Source organism: Streptomyces sp. T39 (genome assembly GCF_008042045.1).
GTDB lineage: Bacteria > Actinomycetota > Actinomycetes > Streptomycetales > Streptomycetaceae > Streptomyces.
This window is the reverse complement of sequence record NZ_RDBP01000037.1, coordinates 895,360-909,197: the sequence shown is the minus strand read 5'-3', so window position 1 is coordinate 909,197 and position 13,838 is coordinate 895,360. Positions and strand designations below refer to the sequence as shown.

The following is a 13,838-nucleotide window of genomic DNA, read 5'->3' as shown; positions in this document are numbered from 1 at the left end:
CCGGCGGTCCCTCCACCGGGGGCCACTACGATGACGCCGATCCTTGACTACTGCACGAAGTGGAGCGGCCCGTGAATCTCGGCGTGCGCTGGACCCTGCACGGCGACGGGCGGACCCCCGCCCCCGGTGCCGTCGTACGACCGGACGAGCGGCTGTCGTGGCCGAGAACCGCCGGTCTCGGGGCCCAGCACGTGGTCGCCATGTTCGGTGCGTCGTTCGTCGCGCCCGTGCTGATGGGCCTCGACCCCAACCTCGCGATCATGATGTCCGGCGTGGCGACGGTGATCTTCCTGCTCGCCACCCGCGGCAAGGTCCCCAGCTACCTCGGCTGCTCGCTCTCCTTCGTCGGGGTGGCCGCCACCATCCGCGCGACCGGCAGCGACAGCGCCACGGTGACCGGCGCGGTCCTGGTGGTCGGCGCCGTGCTGTTCGTCGCCGGACTCGCGGTGCGGCACTTCGGCGCGCGGATCATCCACGCGACGATGCCGCCCGTCGTGACCGGCGCGGTGGTCATGCTGATCGGCTTCAACCTGGCCCCGGTGACCGCCGCCACGTACTGGCCGCAGGACCAGTGGACCGCTCTGCTGGTCATGCTCTTCACCGGGCTCGCCGTGGTGTGCCTGCGCGGCTTCTTCTCACGCGTCGCGATCTTCCTCGGTCTGCTCTTCGGCTACGTCCTCTCCTGGGCGCTGGACCGGATCTTCGGGCAGATCCACTCCCCCGCCGGGGGCGGGGAGGCCGTGGACCACTGGCGCCTCGACCTCTCCGGCGTCGCGCACGCCGACTGGATCGGCCTGCCCTCCTTCCACGCCCCGAGCTTCGAGTGGTCGGCGATCCTGGTCGCCCTCCCCGTGGTCATCGCGCTGATCGCGGAGAACGCCGGACATGTGAAGGCGGTCGGCGAGATGACCGGCGAACCGCTCGACGACAAGCTGGGCACCGCCATCGCGGCCGACGGAGCGGCGTCGATGCTGTCCACCGCCGTCGGCGGGCCGCCGAACACGACGTACTCCGAGAACATCGGCGTCATGGCGGCCACCCGCGTGTACTCCACGGCCGCCTACTGGGCCGCCGCCGGCTTCGCGCTCCTCTTCGGCCTGTGCCCCAAGTTCGGCGCCGTCGTGGCGGCGATCCCGGGCGGCGTGCTGGGCGGCATCACCGTGATCCTCTACGGCATGATCGGCCTGCTCGGCGCCCAGATCTGGATCAACGCCGGGGTGGACCTGCGCAATCCGCTCAACCTGGTCCCCGCGGCGGCGGGCATCATCATCGGCGTCGGCGGCGTCAGCCTGAAGATCACCGACAACTTCGAGCTGGGCGGGATCGCCCTCGGCACGCTCGTCGTCATCACCGGCTACCACGTGCTGCGCGCCTTCGCGCCGGCCCACCTCAAGGAGCCGGCGACGGCGCAGGAGCCCCTGCTCGACGCCGGCACCTCCTCCTACGACGACGACGCCACCCGCTGACGCGCGCCGTACGGCGCGCCTGCCCCCGGGCCGCGCTCCGGACGGCCGCCGGTTCGCGCCCGCGGCGCACCCGTGTTCCGGCGGCGCGGACGTCGCCTGGCACGCCCCCACGGGCCCCGGCGCGGCGCGCTCCGGTGGCGCGGGTCTGCCGACGCGGCCCCGGCGTCCTCCTTTTCGGGGAAGCCCCGGCCCGTCAGCGTGTCCGCGGGCCGGCGCCTGGGACCCTGCCTCCATGGTGCAGAGGGAACAGCTCGCGGTACGGACGGTGCGCGGCCCGGCCGCGCCCGGCACCGGCGGCACGGACACGGCGGCGGACGGCCTGCCGGGGCCGGCGCCGGCCCCGGTGCTCGGCTCCGTGGCCGAGCGGATGCGGGCCTGCGACGCGCGCTGGCCGGCCGCGGACGGCATGGCGGTCTTCAACCGGGTGTACCTCACGGTCACCGAGGAGCTCGCCCGCCGGGTGGCGGGCGGGCACTTCCCCGACCGCCTGGCCGCCGGCACCCTCGGCGCGGTCTTCGCCGAGCGGTACCTCGCGGTGGCCGAGTCCGGCGGGGACGCCCCGCGGCCGCCCGCCTCCTGGCGGCCGCTGCTCCAGTACCGCGGTCACCCCGGTGTCCGGCCGCTCCAGTTCGCGCTCGCCGGGATCAACGCCCACATCGGCTACGACCTGCCGCTCGCCGTCGTGGACACCTGCCGGGCGCTGGGCTGCGCGCCGCCCGCCCTGGAGGACGGGTTCGAGCGCGTCGGGGACCTGCTGGTCCTGCTGGAGGAACGCGTCCGCGAGGACCTGATGCCCGGCCCCGACCTGCTCCAGGTCGCCGATCCGCTGACCCATCTGGTGGGCGCCTGGTCCCTGGAGCGTGCCCGGGAGGGCGCCTGGTCCGCCGCCCGGCTGCTCTGGGGCATGCGGGAACTGCCCGGCCTGGCGGGCGAGTTCGCCGAGCGGCTGGACGCGGGAGTCGGCCTGGTGGGCCGCTGTCTGCTCACGCCCTGCCGCTGAGACGTGCGGGGCCGGGGCCACCCGGCCCCGGGCGTCAGTCCTCCGGCAGTTCGACGGGCGCGATGTCGTCGTAGACGTCGCCGGGGCCCGGGTTGGTCGGGTCGGTCGCGCCACCGAACTGGTGCATCACGCCCCACACGGCGTTGAGGGCGGTCTGCACGGCGCCCTCGGCCCAGCCGGCCGTCCAGGAGATGTCGTCACCGGCCAGGAAGATGCCCCGCTTGTCCTCGGGGAGCCGGTCCTGCATGAAGTGGGTGAACAGCCGCCGCTGGTAGCGGTAGTGGCCCGGGAGGTTGGCCTTGAAGGCACCCATGAAGTACGGCTCGTTCTCCCACGACACCGTGACCGGGTTGCCGATGATGTGGCTGCGGATGTCGACGTCCGGGTAGATCTCGCCCAGGGACTTCAGCATCACCTCCATCCGCTCGTTCGCGGACAGCGGCAGCCACTTCAGGCTGTCGTCGCACCAGGTGTACGACAGGCAGATGACCGCGGGGCGGTCCGGTCCGTCGTCCAGCAGATAGGTGCCGCGGGTCATCCGGTCGGTGAGCGTCATCGACATGGTGTCCCGGCCGGTCCGCGCGTCCTTGTCCAGCCAGAACGGCCGGTCGACGGGCACGAACAGCTTCGAGGACTCCATGTAGTGGGTGCGCTCCATCGCCGTCCAGTGGTCGATGGGGAACAGCGCGTCGTCGCACGCGATCTTCGAGAGCAGCAGCCAGGACTGCGCGGTGAAGACCGCCGCACGGTAGGTGCGGATGTCGCCCGCCGCGTCCGTCACCGTGATCCGGTTGCCGGCGCGGTTCAGGCGGGTGACGGCGGGACGGGGGTCGCCGCCGTGGAGCGAGGAGAGCGAGGTGCCGAGCGGCCAGTGCACGATCTTGGCCGGCTCCCGCTCCCACAGGCGCAGCGGCAGCTGCTGGCTCCCCTCGACGATGCCGCGGTGGTGGTCGTCGGCCTCGGAGTAGACGACCCGCAGGATCTCCAGGATGGAGTTCGGGAAGTCGGTGTCCCACCCTCCGGTGCCGAAGCCGACCTGGCCGAAGATCTCACGGTGCCGGAAGGAGCGGAACGCCTCGGAGTCGCAGAGGAAACCGTAGAAGGTCTGGTTGTCCAGCTTCTCGACGAGCTTCGCCCAGATCTCGCGGATGCGGGGGACGTCGCGCTCGCGCATGGCGCGGTTCATGTCGGAGAAGTCCGCGCCCTCCTCCAGGCAGGTGTTCCAGGCGTCCATCACGTCGCGGTAGACCTGCGGCAGGTCGTCGATGGTCTCCGCGTAGTGCGACTCGCCCTTGAGGTCGACGACGGTGGAGGGCGTCGACGGCGCCAGCGGGTTGGGGAAGGGCCGGGTGGTCAGGCCCACGAGGTCGATGTAGTGCTGGAGCGCGGTCGACGACGGCGGGAAGCGCATCGCGCCCATCTCCGCGGTGAGCTCGCCCTCGCAGCCCTCGAACCCGACCGTGCGCAGCCGGCCGCCGATCCGGTCCGCCTCGTAGACGACGGGCTTCAGGCCCATCTTCATCAGCTCGTAGGCGGCGACGATGCCGGAGAGGCCGCCGCCGATGACCGCGACCTCGCTGCCGTGCTCGGTCGCGGGTATCTGCCCGATGCCCGCCGGGTGGGCGAGGAAGTCGTCGTAGGCGTACGGGAAGTCCGGGCCGAACATGGTGATCGGCGGCTGCTCGTCGCTGTGCTGGACGGCGGTGGTGGGCACCGTGGACGTCATGGGGTACGGACTCCTTGCGCGGAACGATGAAGCGGGGGGAAGCGGGACGGTCAGCTCAGCGAGCCGTACAGACCGGGGCGGCGGTCGCGCAGGTACGGGTTGTTCTCCCGCGAGGCGGCCAGCAGGGCGGGGTCGACCTCGCCCACGACGAGTTCCTCGCCGCGGCCTGCCCGGGTGCGCACCGCGCCGTCGGGGCTCGCCAGCGAGCTCAGCCCGACGAACTCGAACTCGCCCTCGCTGCCGGTCCGGTTGACGTACGCGATGTACATCTGGCTCTCGAAGGCGCGGACCGGGACGAGCGACTCGGCGACGAACTGGAACGGGTGCATCTGCGCGGTCGGCACCAGCAGCAGGTCCGTGCCGGCGAGCGCGTGGGCCCGGACGTTCTCCGGGAACTCGACGTCGTAGCAGATGAGCAGGCCGATGCGGACGCCGTCCAGCTCCGCCTGCACGACCGGCTGGTCCCCCGGGGTGAACCACTGCTGCTCGAAGCAGCCGAAGAGATGGGTCTTGCGGTAGTTGGCCAGACGGGTGCCGTCGGCGCCGATCAGCTGGGCGGAGTTGTGGACCAGCTCGCCGGCCCGCTCCGGGTAGCCGTAGTGGACGGCGATGCCGTGCCGTACGGCGAGGGCGGCGACCGCCTGTGCCCCGGGCCCGTCGGCCGCCTCGGCGAGCACCGGAACATCGTCGCCGATCGCGTAGCCGGTGAGGAACATCTCGGGGGCCACCAGCAGCCGGGCGCCGGCTCCGGCAGCACGGCCCGCGGCCTCGTCGAGCACCTTCAGATTCGCGGAGACGTCACCGGGGACGCCGGAACTCTGGAGCAGGGCGGTGCGCAACGGCGGCATGGGTGACCTCGGACGACGGTACGGGGGAAGGGGAGACGTCCAAAACGGTACGGTCCGCCCTCCCACCACGACAAGGCGCGTCCGTTGCGCGTCGGCGGCCGATCCGTTGCGTCGTGGAAGCCGCCCCCGGCGATTCGTTGCGCGGGCCCGTGACCTCCCGGAGAGGTACCCGGCTGCGACCCCCGGCGGACCGGGCGGGGAGCCCTGCCCGCCGCGCGGCGGAGGCGGGCACCGGCCCGGGGTGCGATGTGCCGCCGCGACCGCACCGGAAGAGTGTGACGTGTTCGCTTCACCTGCGGAAAGGACCGCTCATGAACCGCACCATCACCCGTCGTGCCCGGATCGCCGCGATCGGCGCCGCCCTGCTGATCACCGCCGGCGCCACCGGCTCCGCCGTCGCCTCCGGCGAGGCGGGCGCCACCGGGAAGGCGCCGCGCGACGCCGCGGCGCTCACCGGCTCGGCCAAGCTGTACCGGTCGCTCGGCGACGACATCACCTTCACCTTCGACGCCCGGCTGGCGGCCGAGCACAACGACGACCCGACCAGGGCGACCGGCACCTTCCGCTTCAGCCACTACCTCGACGGCGAGGGCGCCTGGGCGGAGGCGGAGGTGGACTGCCTGCTCACCGGCGGAAAGGTGGCCGTCGTGTCCGGCGTGATCACCAGGAGCGACCTGGAGGGCGCCGAGGGCCGGCGGGTGGGCATCACCGTGCACGACCTGGGCGGCAAGGACCGCCTGGGCTACAGCTGGGCGTCCACCGGCAGCCCGGTCGAGCAGGGCGACATCCCCCCGTGCGTGGGCTCCGCACCGTTCGAGATGGTGAAGCACGGCACGGGCGACTTCCGGGTGCTGCCGTGGAAGCCGGCGCTCTGACTCGGAGGGTGCGCGGCCCGCGCCCGGCAGGTGTGCCGGGTGCGGGCCGCGGCGCCCTGTTCGGGCGGGCGAGGCAGCGCGGTGCAGGCGGGGAAGGGTGCGCGGTTCAGGCGGGGGAGGCCGCGCGGTTCGGCCGGTGAGGCCGCGCGGTTCAGGCGGGTGAGGTCGCGCGGTTCGGCCGGTGAGGCCGCGCGGTTCAGGCGGGTGAGCCGGAGGAGAAGCGCCGCAGCAGCGGCGAGAGCACCAGCACCGACTTGGTGCGCTCGACGAACGGCTCGCCCGCGATCCGCTCCAGCACCCGCTCGAAGTGCCGCATGTCGGAGGAGAAGACTTGGACGAGGGCGTCCGCGTCACCGGTGACGGTCGACGCGGACACCACCTCCGGGTAGCGCTCCAGACCGCGGCGGATGTCGTCGGGCGAGGTGTTGTGCCGGCAGAAGATCTCGACGAACCCCTCGGTCTCCCAGCCGAGCGCCGCCGGGTCCACCCGCACGGTGAATCCGGTGATGGCCCCCTCCGCGCGGAGCCGGTCCACCCGGCGCTTGACCGCCGGGGCCGACAGCCCGACGATCTGGCCGATGTCGGCGTAGGAGCGGCGGGCGTCCTCGGCGAGGGCGTGGACGATGCGTTCGTCGAGATCGTTCAGTCGCACTGCGGGTGGGTCACTTCTCTGCTGAGACCAGTCGGGAGCGGCGGTAGCCGTACAGGAAGTAGAACACGAGGCCCGCGGCCATCCAGCCACCGAAGACCGCCCATGTCACGCCCGGCAGGCTGACCATCATCCAGGCGCAGAAGAGGAATCCGAGCACCGGCGTCACGGGGAAGAGCGCCACCCGGAAGGTGCGCGGCATGTCCGGCCGGGTGCGGCGCAGGATGACGACGGCCACGTTGACCAGCGCGAACGCGAAGAGGGTGCCGATGCTGGTGGCGTTGGCCAGCTCCCCCAGCGGGATGAAGGCGGCCAGCGCGCCGCAGAAGAGGGAGACGATCACCGTGTTGGCCCGCGGCGCGCCCGTCCGCGCGTCCACGCGGGCGAACACCTTCGGGACGAGCCCGTCGCGGGACATCGCGAAGAGGATGCGGGTCTGCCCGTACAGCACCGCGAAGACGACGCTGGCGATGGCGACGACGGCGCCCGCGGCGAGTACCACGCTCCAGAAGCTGTGCCCGGTGACGTCCTGCATGATCCGGGCCAGCGCGGCCTCGGTGCCCTCGAAGTCCTGCCACGGCATGGCGCCCACGGCGACGAGCGCGACGAGGCAGTACAGGACGGTGACGATCAGCAGCGACAGCATGATCGCGCGGGGCAGGTCCCGCTTGGGGTTCTTCGCCTCCTCACCGGCGGTCGACGCGGCGTCGAAGCCGATGTACGAGAAGAACAGGGTCGCGGCGGCGGCGCTGATGCCGGTGATGCCCAGGGGGGCGAGGGGGGTGTAGTTGCCGGCCTTGATGCCGAGGAAGCCGATGGCGCAGAAGAGCAGCAGCGTCGCGATCTTCACCGCGACCATGACGGTGTTGATGCGGGCGCTCTCCTTGGCGCCGCCCATGAGGAACACCATGGCGAGCAGCACGACCACGAGCGCGGGCAGATTGATCAGGCCGCCCTCGCCCAGCGGGGCGGAGACCGAGGCGGGGATGGTGACGCCGAGCGTCCCGTCGAGCAGTTCGTTCAGGTACTCGCCCCAGCCGACCGCGACCGCGGCGACGGAGACCCCGTACTCCAGGACCAGACACCAGCCGCAGATCCAGGCCACGAGCTCGCCCATGGTCGCGTACGAGTACGAGTACGACGAGCCGGAGACCGGGATGGACCCGGCGAGCTCCGCGTACGACAGGGCCGAGAACAGCGCGGTGAGGCCCGCGAGCACGAACGAGACGGCGACGGCGGGGCCCGCGAGCGGGGTGGCCTCGCCGAGGACGACGAAGATCCCGGTGCCGAGAGTGGCGCCGATGCTGATCATCGTCAGCTGCCACATCGACAGCGAGCGGCGCAGCGCGCCGCCCTCGCCCTGGCCGCCCTCGGCCACCAGCCGGTCGACGGGCTTGCGCCGCATGAGGCGCGCACCGATCCCCTGGCCCGGTGAGGGCGCTGAGGACGGATCGCTCACGGGCGGGGCTGCGCCGTGATCCAGCACGGGGACTCCTTCATCGATGCGGTCGGTGAGGGAGACCCACGGCGGCCGGCGCACGCCGGAGAGGGCCGCGCAGGGGGACAGACCGCCGAGCAGACGGTCACCGCCACTCCTGGTACGAGGCCCGAGCCTACGAGTACGCAGGTCACGGCCGTAATGCACCATTATTGCTCATGGGCGGACGATCATTGCGCGTCGGCCCGGGAAGCGGGGAAACATTGCGCCCGGCCGCACGGGAACGCCGTCCGGGCCCACCCGGGCACCCCGGGCGCCCTCCCCGGACCGCCGGAGGACGGGCCCGGTGATAAACGGTCGGCGGCTGGGTAGACGACGCGTGATGAACGCTCAGCCGCAGCACATGGTGCTCCAGGAATCACCGCCCGAGCGGACGGGCGGCGCGGGCGCGCGCAGCGCGACCGCCGCCTTCCTGACCCAGCACTGCCCGTGGGCGGATCCGGATGCGGTGCTGCTCGTCGTCTCCGAGCTCGTCTCCAACGCGGCCCGGCACACGGCGGGCTGGTGGCGTCTGCGGCTGACCGCCGGATCGGACACGCTCGTCGTGGAGATGGACGACTCCAGCTCCGAGCTCCCGGTCGCCCGTCAGCCGGATCTCGCGGGCGGAGGCGGATTCGGCTGGCACATGGTGCAGCGGCTGGCGGGCCGCGTCGAGGTGAGCCCGCAGCCCCACGGCAAGCGGGTCCGGGCGGCCTGGATGCGTCCGGCTCCCGCGGCCTGCTGAGCCTTCTTCACCTTTCCTAGTGGCGCCTGGCGGCTTCCTCTCCCCCGGCTTCTGCCGAACCCCTCCCCGGACCCGGCGTCTGCCGGACCCCCTGGGCCCGGCTCCTGCCGAAGCACTCCCCCGGCCCCCCATGGACGACTCGTCCGACCATGCCGCCGTGCCGCTCTCCGACCGCCTCGGCGCCCCCGACGCGGACCTGGAGATCGCGGAGAACGTGCAGGCGCTCAAGCCGATGATCGAGGGCCTCGACGAACGCGACCGCAGGATCCTCCAGATGCGGTTCGGCGACGAGATGACGCAGTCCGAGATCGGCGAGGCCCTCGCGCAGCCGACCGGTGATCCGGGACAGCAGCCGGGAGACGTGCATCTGCGAGACGCCGAGGGCCTCGCCGATCTCGGACTGCGTCATCTCGTCGCCGAACCGCATCTGGAGGATCCTGCGGTCGCGTTCGTCGAGGCCCTCGATCATCGGCTTGAGCGCCTGCACGTTCTCCGCGATCTCCAGGTCCGCGTCGGGGGCGCCGAGGCGGTCGGAGAGCGGCACGGCGGCATGGTCGGACGAGTCGTCCATGGGCATGTCGATGGAGCCGGCCGTGTAGCCGTTGCTCGCGACGACGCCCTCGATGACCTCGTCCTCATCGATCCCGAGGTGCTCGGCGAGCTCCGCGGTGGTCGGCGCGTGGTCGAGCTTCTGCGAGAGTTCGTCCACCGCCTTGGCGAGGTCGATCCGCAGCTCCTGGAGCCTGCGCGGCACATGGACCGCCCAGCTCGTGTCGCGGAAGAAGCGCTTGATCTCGCCCACGATGTACGGGACGGCGAAGGTGGCGAACTCGACCTCGCGGCTGAGTTCGAAGCGGTCGATCGCCTTGATCAGGCCGATGGTTCCGACCTGGACGATGTCCTCCATCTGTTCCGCGCGGTTGCGGAAGCGGCCGGCCGCGTACTTCACCAGCGCCAGGTTGAGCTCGATGAGGGTGTTGCGGACGTACTGGTACTCGTGGGTCCCCTCCTCGAGACTGCTCAGCCTCGCGAAGAAGACCTTGGAGATCTCCCGGGCGTCCTTCGGTGCGACCTCCCCCGGGTTCTGCACGTCCGGAAGGTCGAGCTCCCCCAGCTGCGGGCGCTGCGCCACTGTAGACGTACGTTCGGTCTGGACCGCGCTCGCCGTGGACACGTTCATCCTCCCCTACTCCGATGTCACTGCGAAGGCGCGCCTACCCCCGAAGCACCCTCCCATGCCGACGAAGTCCAAAGAATCTCGGATTTCTTTTCCGGCAGCCGCCGGGGCGTCGCGTTGCGCCCGGCGCGGGGGGCACGACGGCCGCCGCCCGGCCCGCGCGGGAAGTCCGCGGGGGACCGGGCGGCGGTGGCGGACGGGACGTCAGCTCCAGCTGGCGTGGAGCGGCTTGCCCTCCGCGTAGCCCGCGGCGCTCTGCACGCCGACGACGGCGTTCTCGGCGAACTCCGCGAGCGAGCCGGCCCCCGCGTAGGTGCAGGAGGAACGGACGCCCGCGATGATCGAGTCGATGAGGTCCTCGACACCGGGCCGCGCAGGGTCGAGGAACATCCGGGAGTGGGAGATGCCCTCCTCGAACAGGGCCTTGCGGGCGCGGTCGTAGGACGACTCCTCGCTGGTGCGGTTGCGCACCGCGCGGGCCGACGCCATGCCGAAGGACTCCTTGTAGAGCCGGCCGTCCGCGGCCTGCTGGAGGTCGCCGGGGGACTCGTAGGTGCCGGCGAACCAGGACCCGATCATCACGTTGGACGCGCCGGCGGCCAGGGCCATGGCCACGTCGCGCGGGTGGCGCACGCCGCCGTCGGCCCAGACGTGCTTGCCGTACTTCTTCGCCTCGGCGGCGCACTCCAGCACGGCGGAGAACTGGGGGCGGCCGACGCCGGTCATCATGCGGGTGGTGCACATGGCACCCGGTCCCACACCGACCTTGATGATGTCGGCGCCCGCCTCGACGAGGTCGCGGACGCCTTCGGCGGCCACGATGTTGCCCGCCACGATCGGCACCGAGGGGTCCAGACCCCGTACGGCGCGGACGGCGCCGATCATCGACTCCTGGTGGCCGTGCGCGGTGTCGACGACGAGCGTGTCGACACCCGCGTCGAGCAACTGCTTGGCCTTGCCCGCGACATCGCCGTTGATCCCGACCGCGGCGGCGACGCGGAGCCTGCCCCGGGCGTCGACCGCGGGCGAGTAGAGGGTGGCGCGCAGCGCGCCCTTGCGGGTCAGCACACCGGCCAGCCGGCCGTCCGCGTCGACGGCGGGCGCGTAGCGGCGGTTGGCGTTGTCGAGGGTGGTGAACGCCTCGCGCGGGTCGATGTCCGCGTCGAGCAGCAGCAGGTCACGGGACATCACCTCGGACAGCTGCGTGAAGCGGTCCACGCCGGCGAGGTCGTGGTCGGTGACGATGCCGACGGGGCGCTGGTCCGCGTCGACGACGACGCCGGCGCCGTGCGCGCGCTTCGGCAGCAGGGACAGGGCGTCCGCGACGGTCTGGTGGGGGGCGAGGACGATCGGGGTGTCGAGCACGTGGTGGCGCGACTTGACCCATGCGATGACGTCGGTGACCACGTCGATCGGAATGTCCTGGGGGATCACCACGAGACCGCCGCGGCGGGCGACGGTCTCGGCCATCCGGCGGCCGGCGATGGCCGTCATGTTGGCGACCACCAGCGGGACGGTCGTGCCGGTGCCGTCGGGGGACGAGAGGTCCACACCCAGTCGGGAGCCCACGGCCGAACGCCGCGGCACCATGAACACATCGTCGTACGTCAGGTCGTACAGCGGCTTCTGGTCATTGAGAAAACGCACGTGCTGAACATCCCAGTCGATCGGAGTTGGCCCCCCGACGACGCAGCCGGAGGAAAACGCACGTACTTCATTCTCCCATGCGGGGGCCTCCGTCATGCCCCGGCGAAAGCTCCAGTCCCCGCGGCCGCGCCCGAGCGGATCCTCCAAACGGCGGCCGCCGTGAACACCGGGGCCCCTCGGTACCACCGGTACCGAGGGGCCCCTGGGACCCTTGCCGCGGCGCACGGGCGCGCTCCCACGGCGCCCGTCGCCGCGCGGGTCAGTCGTCCGGGTCGGCGCGCTCCAGCGCGGGCCGCGGGCCCGGCTGGGCCGCGAGCAGCAGATCGGCAGCCGCGGTGTCCGTCACGAGGCTGGTGACCAGCCCGGAGCGGAGCACCGCCCCGATGGCCTCGGCCTTGCGCTGGCCGCCGGCGATGGCCACGACCTCGGGGATGCGCCGCAGGCGGTCGGCCTCGACCGTGATGCAGCGCTCGCCCAGATCGCGCCCGACACGGCGGCCGTCGGTGTCGAAGAGGTGCGCCGACATCTCGGCCGCGACGCCCAGCGAGGCGTAGTGGGCCCGCTCCTCGTCGGAGAGCATGTCGTGCACCGTGGAGATGCCCGGCTCCCAGGACCCGATGGACACGCAGGCGACGGTGACCTTGTCGAAGTATTCGAAGGCCCGCGCGATCCCCGTCTGGTGCCGCAGCGCGGCGGCCGTGGCCGGGTCCGGCAGCAGCATCGGCGCGTAGATGGGGTGGGCCTCGCCGCCCGAGACCTGCGCCGCCCGCCGGACCGCCTCGACCGAGCCGCGCTCCGCGGTGCCGGCGTCGTACACACCGGTGAGCTGGACGACCGTGCAGGGCGGCAGCCGGTCCAGCGCGGCCGCCATGTGGATGGTCGAGCGCCCCCAGGCCAGGCCGAGGACGTCGCCTTCCGCCACCAGCTCGCCCAGCAGGTCGGCCGCCACCTCGCCGAGGTTCTCCGGGTCGGGCGACTCGTCGGCGTCCGCCGGGGACTCGACGACGACCGCGTGCCGCAGGCCGAAGTGGGCGCGCAGCGCGTCGGAGCGCTCGGCGTCCAGCTCGGCGGGCACCCGGATCTCGATGCGCACGAGATCGCGCTCCAGCGCGGTCTCCAGGACTCTCGCGACCTTGAAGCGGCTGACGCCGAACTCCTCCGCGATCTGGATCTTGGACTTGCCCTCCAGGTAGAAGCGGCGGGCCATGGCCGCCGCCTGCACCAGCTCAGCGGGTCCCATCCGCAGGGCGGACCGTCCCGCCGGCCTAGCAGTCACCGCGATCTCCTCACTGCTGTACACATGCACACACTCCCCGGACCCGCCATCCTGTCAGATGGTCCGGTCCTTGATCAGCCCTGCCGGGCCAACATCGGTTGAACAAGCACAGCCGCCGGGGCCCCGGCGTCAGTGGGCGCAGGCCCAGGGCGCCGACGCGGTCACCGCGGCCGCCTGGTCGCGCAGCATCCGCACGGCGGCCGCCGGGTCGTCCGCGGTGTAGACCGCCGAGCCGGCCACGAAGACATCGGCGCCCGCCTCCGCGCACCGCTCGATGGTGGAGGCCGACACTCCCCCGTCGACCTGCAGCCAGAGCTCCAGTCCGTGCTTGGAGATCAGCTCCCGGGTGCGCCGGATCTTCGGCAGCATGATGTCCAGGAACGCCTGGCCGCCGAATCCGGGCTCCACGGTCATGATCAGCAGCATGTCGAGCTCGGACAGCAGGTCCTCGTACGGCTCGATCGGGGTGGCGGGCTTGAGCGCCATCGACGCCCGCGCGCCCTTGGCCCGGATCTCGCGGGCGAGCCGCACGGGGGCGGCGGCGGCCTCGGCGTGGAAGGTGACGGAGCCGGCGCCCGCCTCGACGTACCGCGGCGCCCAGTGGTCGGGGTTCTCGATCATCAGATGGCAGTCCAGCGGGGTGTCCGTGGCCCGGGCCAGCGACTCGACGACCGGCACGCCCAGGGTCAGGTTGGGCACGAAGTGATTGTCCATCACGTCGACATGGAGCCAGTCGGCACCCTCGACGGCCTTCGCCTCCTCCGCCAGGCGCGAGAAGTCTGCGGAGAGGATACTGGGACTGATCTGAACGGCCATGTGCCAAGCCTGCCACGTTCCGGGCCACTTCCCCTCCCCGGGACGGTATCCGGTACGGACCAGGGCCGCTCGGTTCCCGACAGCTCACCGCAATACCGGCCATTCGACCGGCCGTCGGCACGTCCCCCGCCGGTGC

General features: G+C 72.2%; 11 protein-coding genes and 2 pseudogenes. 5 read left to right on the top strand and 8 right to left on the bottom strand.

All coding sequences use genetic code 11. From position 1 onward, the window contains the following. Window positions 1-71 precede the first annotated feature (71 nt). Both EAO77_RS26670 and EAO77_RS26665 read left to right on the top strand, forming a co-directional pair. Complete coding sequence (locus EAO77_RS26670) at window positions 72-1,466, top strand: uracil-xanthine permease family protein (protein ID WP_147990801.1); 1,395 nt, start codon at window positions 72-74, stop codon at window positions 1,464-1,466. Window positions 1,467-1,698: 232 nt separating this feature from the next. After that, window positions 1,699-2,466 carry a DUF5995 family protein gene (locus EAO77_RS26665; RefSeq protein WP_222723693.1) on the top strand — a complete coding sequence of 256 codons (768 nt, stop codon included), beginning with the start codon at window positions 1,699-1,701 and terminating at the stop codon, window positions 2,464-2,466. A gap of 34 nt (window positions 2,467-2,500) precedes the next feature. Here the strand turns inward: EAO77_RS26665 and EAO77_RS26660 are convergent, their stop codons facing one another. Both EAO77_RS26660 and EAO77_RS26655 read right to left on the bottom strand, forming a co-directional pair. After that, a complete protein-coding gene (locus EAO77_RS26660) occupies window positions 2,501-4,192 on the bottom strand; it encodes a flavin monoamine oxidase family protein (protein ID WP_147990800.1) in 1,692 nt (563 codons plus the stop codon). Between the two features lie 50 nt (window positions 4,193-4,242). Next, window positions 4,243-5,040, bottom strand: coding sequence for a carbon-nitrogen hydrolase family protein (locus tag EAO77_RS26655; RefSeq protein WP_147990799.1), 798 nt, complete (start codon window positions 5,038-5,040; stop codon window positions 4,243-4,245). Window positions 5,041-5,351: 311 nt separating this feature from the next. On the opposite strand from EAO77_RS26655, the gene EAO77_RS26650 reads away from it, so the two are divergent. Beyond that, the gene (locus EAO77_RS26650; protein ID WP_147990798.1) at window positions 5,352-5,915 is read left to right on the top strand and encodes a Repetin; all 564 of its coding nucleotides are present in this window, start codon (window positions 5,352-5,354) and stop codon (window positions 5,913-5,915) included. A 196-nt stretch (window positions 5,916-6,111) separates the two neighbouring features. Here the strand turns inward: EAO77_RS26650 and EAO77_RS26645 are convergent, their stop codons facing one another. Both EAO77_RS26645 and EAO77_RS26640 read right to left on the bottom strand, forming a co-directional pair. Beyond that, window positions 6,112-6,567 (bottom strand): Lrp/AsnC family transcriptional regulator, encoded by a 456-nt coding sequence (locus EAO77_RS26645; protein ID WP_147990797.1) that lies wholly within the window; start codon window positions 6,565-6,567, stop codon window positions 6,112-6,114. A 10-nt stretch (window positions 6,568-6,577) separates the two neighbouring features. Continuing rightward, window positions 6,578-8,050, bottom strand: a complete 1,473-nt coding sequence (locus EAO77_RS26640) for an amino acid transporter (RefSeq protein WP_147990796.1) — start codon at window positions 8,048-8,050, stop codon at window positions 6,578-6,580. A 334-nt stretch (window positions 8,051-8,384) separates the two neighbouring features. Between EAO77_RS26640 and EAO77_RS26635 the strand changes: the two genes are divergently transcribed. Both EAO77_RS26635 and EAO77_RS26630 read left to right on the top strand, forming a co-directional pair. Then, window positions 8,385-8,786, top strand: a complete 402-nt coding sequence (locus EAO77_RS26635; protein ID WP_147990795.1) for an ATP-binding protein — start codon at window positions 8,385-8,387, stop codon at window positions 8,784-8,786. A gap of 130 nt (window positions 8,787-8,916) precedes the next feature. Further along, window positions 8,917-9,069: pseudogene (locus EAO77_RS26630) on the top strand (RNA polymerase sigma factor SigF); the annotation flags it as partial. A 30-nt stretch (window positions 9,070-9,099) separates the two neighbouring features. Here EAO77_RS26630 and EAO77_RS26625 read toward each other — a convergent pair. The 4 genes and pseudogenes from EAO77_RS26625 to rpe form a co-directional block, all read right to left on the bottom strand. Further along, window positions 9,100-9,966 (bottom strand): annotated as a pseudogene (locus EAO77_RS26625) (RNA polymerase sigma factor SigF); the annotation flags it as partial. A 201-nt stretch (window positions 9,967-10,167) separates the two neighbouring features. Continuing rightward, window positions 10,168-11,610, bottom strand: a complete 1,443-nt coding sequence (locus EAO77_RS26620; RefSeq protein ID WP_187283410.1) for a GuaB1 family IMP dehydrogenase-related protein — start codon at window positions 11,608-11,610, stop codon at window positions 10,168-10,170. Window positions 11,611-11,869: 259 nt separating this feature from the next. Continuing rightward, window positions 11,870-12,910: a sugar-binding transcriptional regulator gene (locus EAO77_RS26615; protein WP_147990794.1), complete on the bottom strand. Its 1,041-nt coding sequence runs from the start codon at window positions 12,908-12,910 to the stop codon at window positions 11,870-11,872. 105 nt (window positions 12,911-13,015) lie between these two features. Beyond that, the gene (rpe, locus tag EAO77_RS26610) at window positions 13,016-13,702 is read right to left on the bottom strand and encodes a ribulose-phosphate 3-epimerase (protein WP_147990793.1); all 687 of its coding nucleotides are present in this window, start codon (window positions 13,700-13,702) and stop codon (window positions 13,016-13,018) included. Window positions 13,703-13,838 lie beyond the last annotated feature (136 nt).

What these genes read in the sequence shown, in the direction of transcription:
- EAO77_RS26665 (WP_222723693.1), top strand. Translation starts at nt 1,699, where the DNA reads ATGGTGCAGAGGGAACAGCTCGCGGTACGGACGGTGCGCGGCCCGGCC.
- EAO77_RS26660 (WP_147990800.1), bottom strand. Translation starts at nt 4,192, where the DNA reads ATGACGTCCACGGTGCCCACCACCGCCGTCCAGCACAGCGACGAGCAG.
- EAO77_RS26655 (WP_147990799.1), bottom strand. Translation starts at nt 5,040, where the DNA reads ATGCCGCCGTTGCGCACCGCCCTGCTCCAGAGTTCCGGCGTCCCCGGT.
- EAO77_RS26650 (WP_147990798.1), top strand. Translation starts at nt 5,352, where the DNA reads ATGAACCGCACCATCACCCGTCGTGCCCGGATCGCCGCGATCGGCGCC.
- EAO77_RS26635 (WP_147990795.1), top strand. Translation starts at nt 8,385, where the DNA reads ATGAACGCTCAGCCGCAGCACATGGTGCTCCAGGAATCACCGCCCGAG.
- rpe (WP_147990793.1), bottom strand. Translation starts at nt 13,702, where the DNA reads ATGGCCGTTCAGATCAGTCCCAGTATCCTCTCCGCAGACTTCTCGCGC.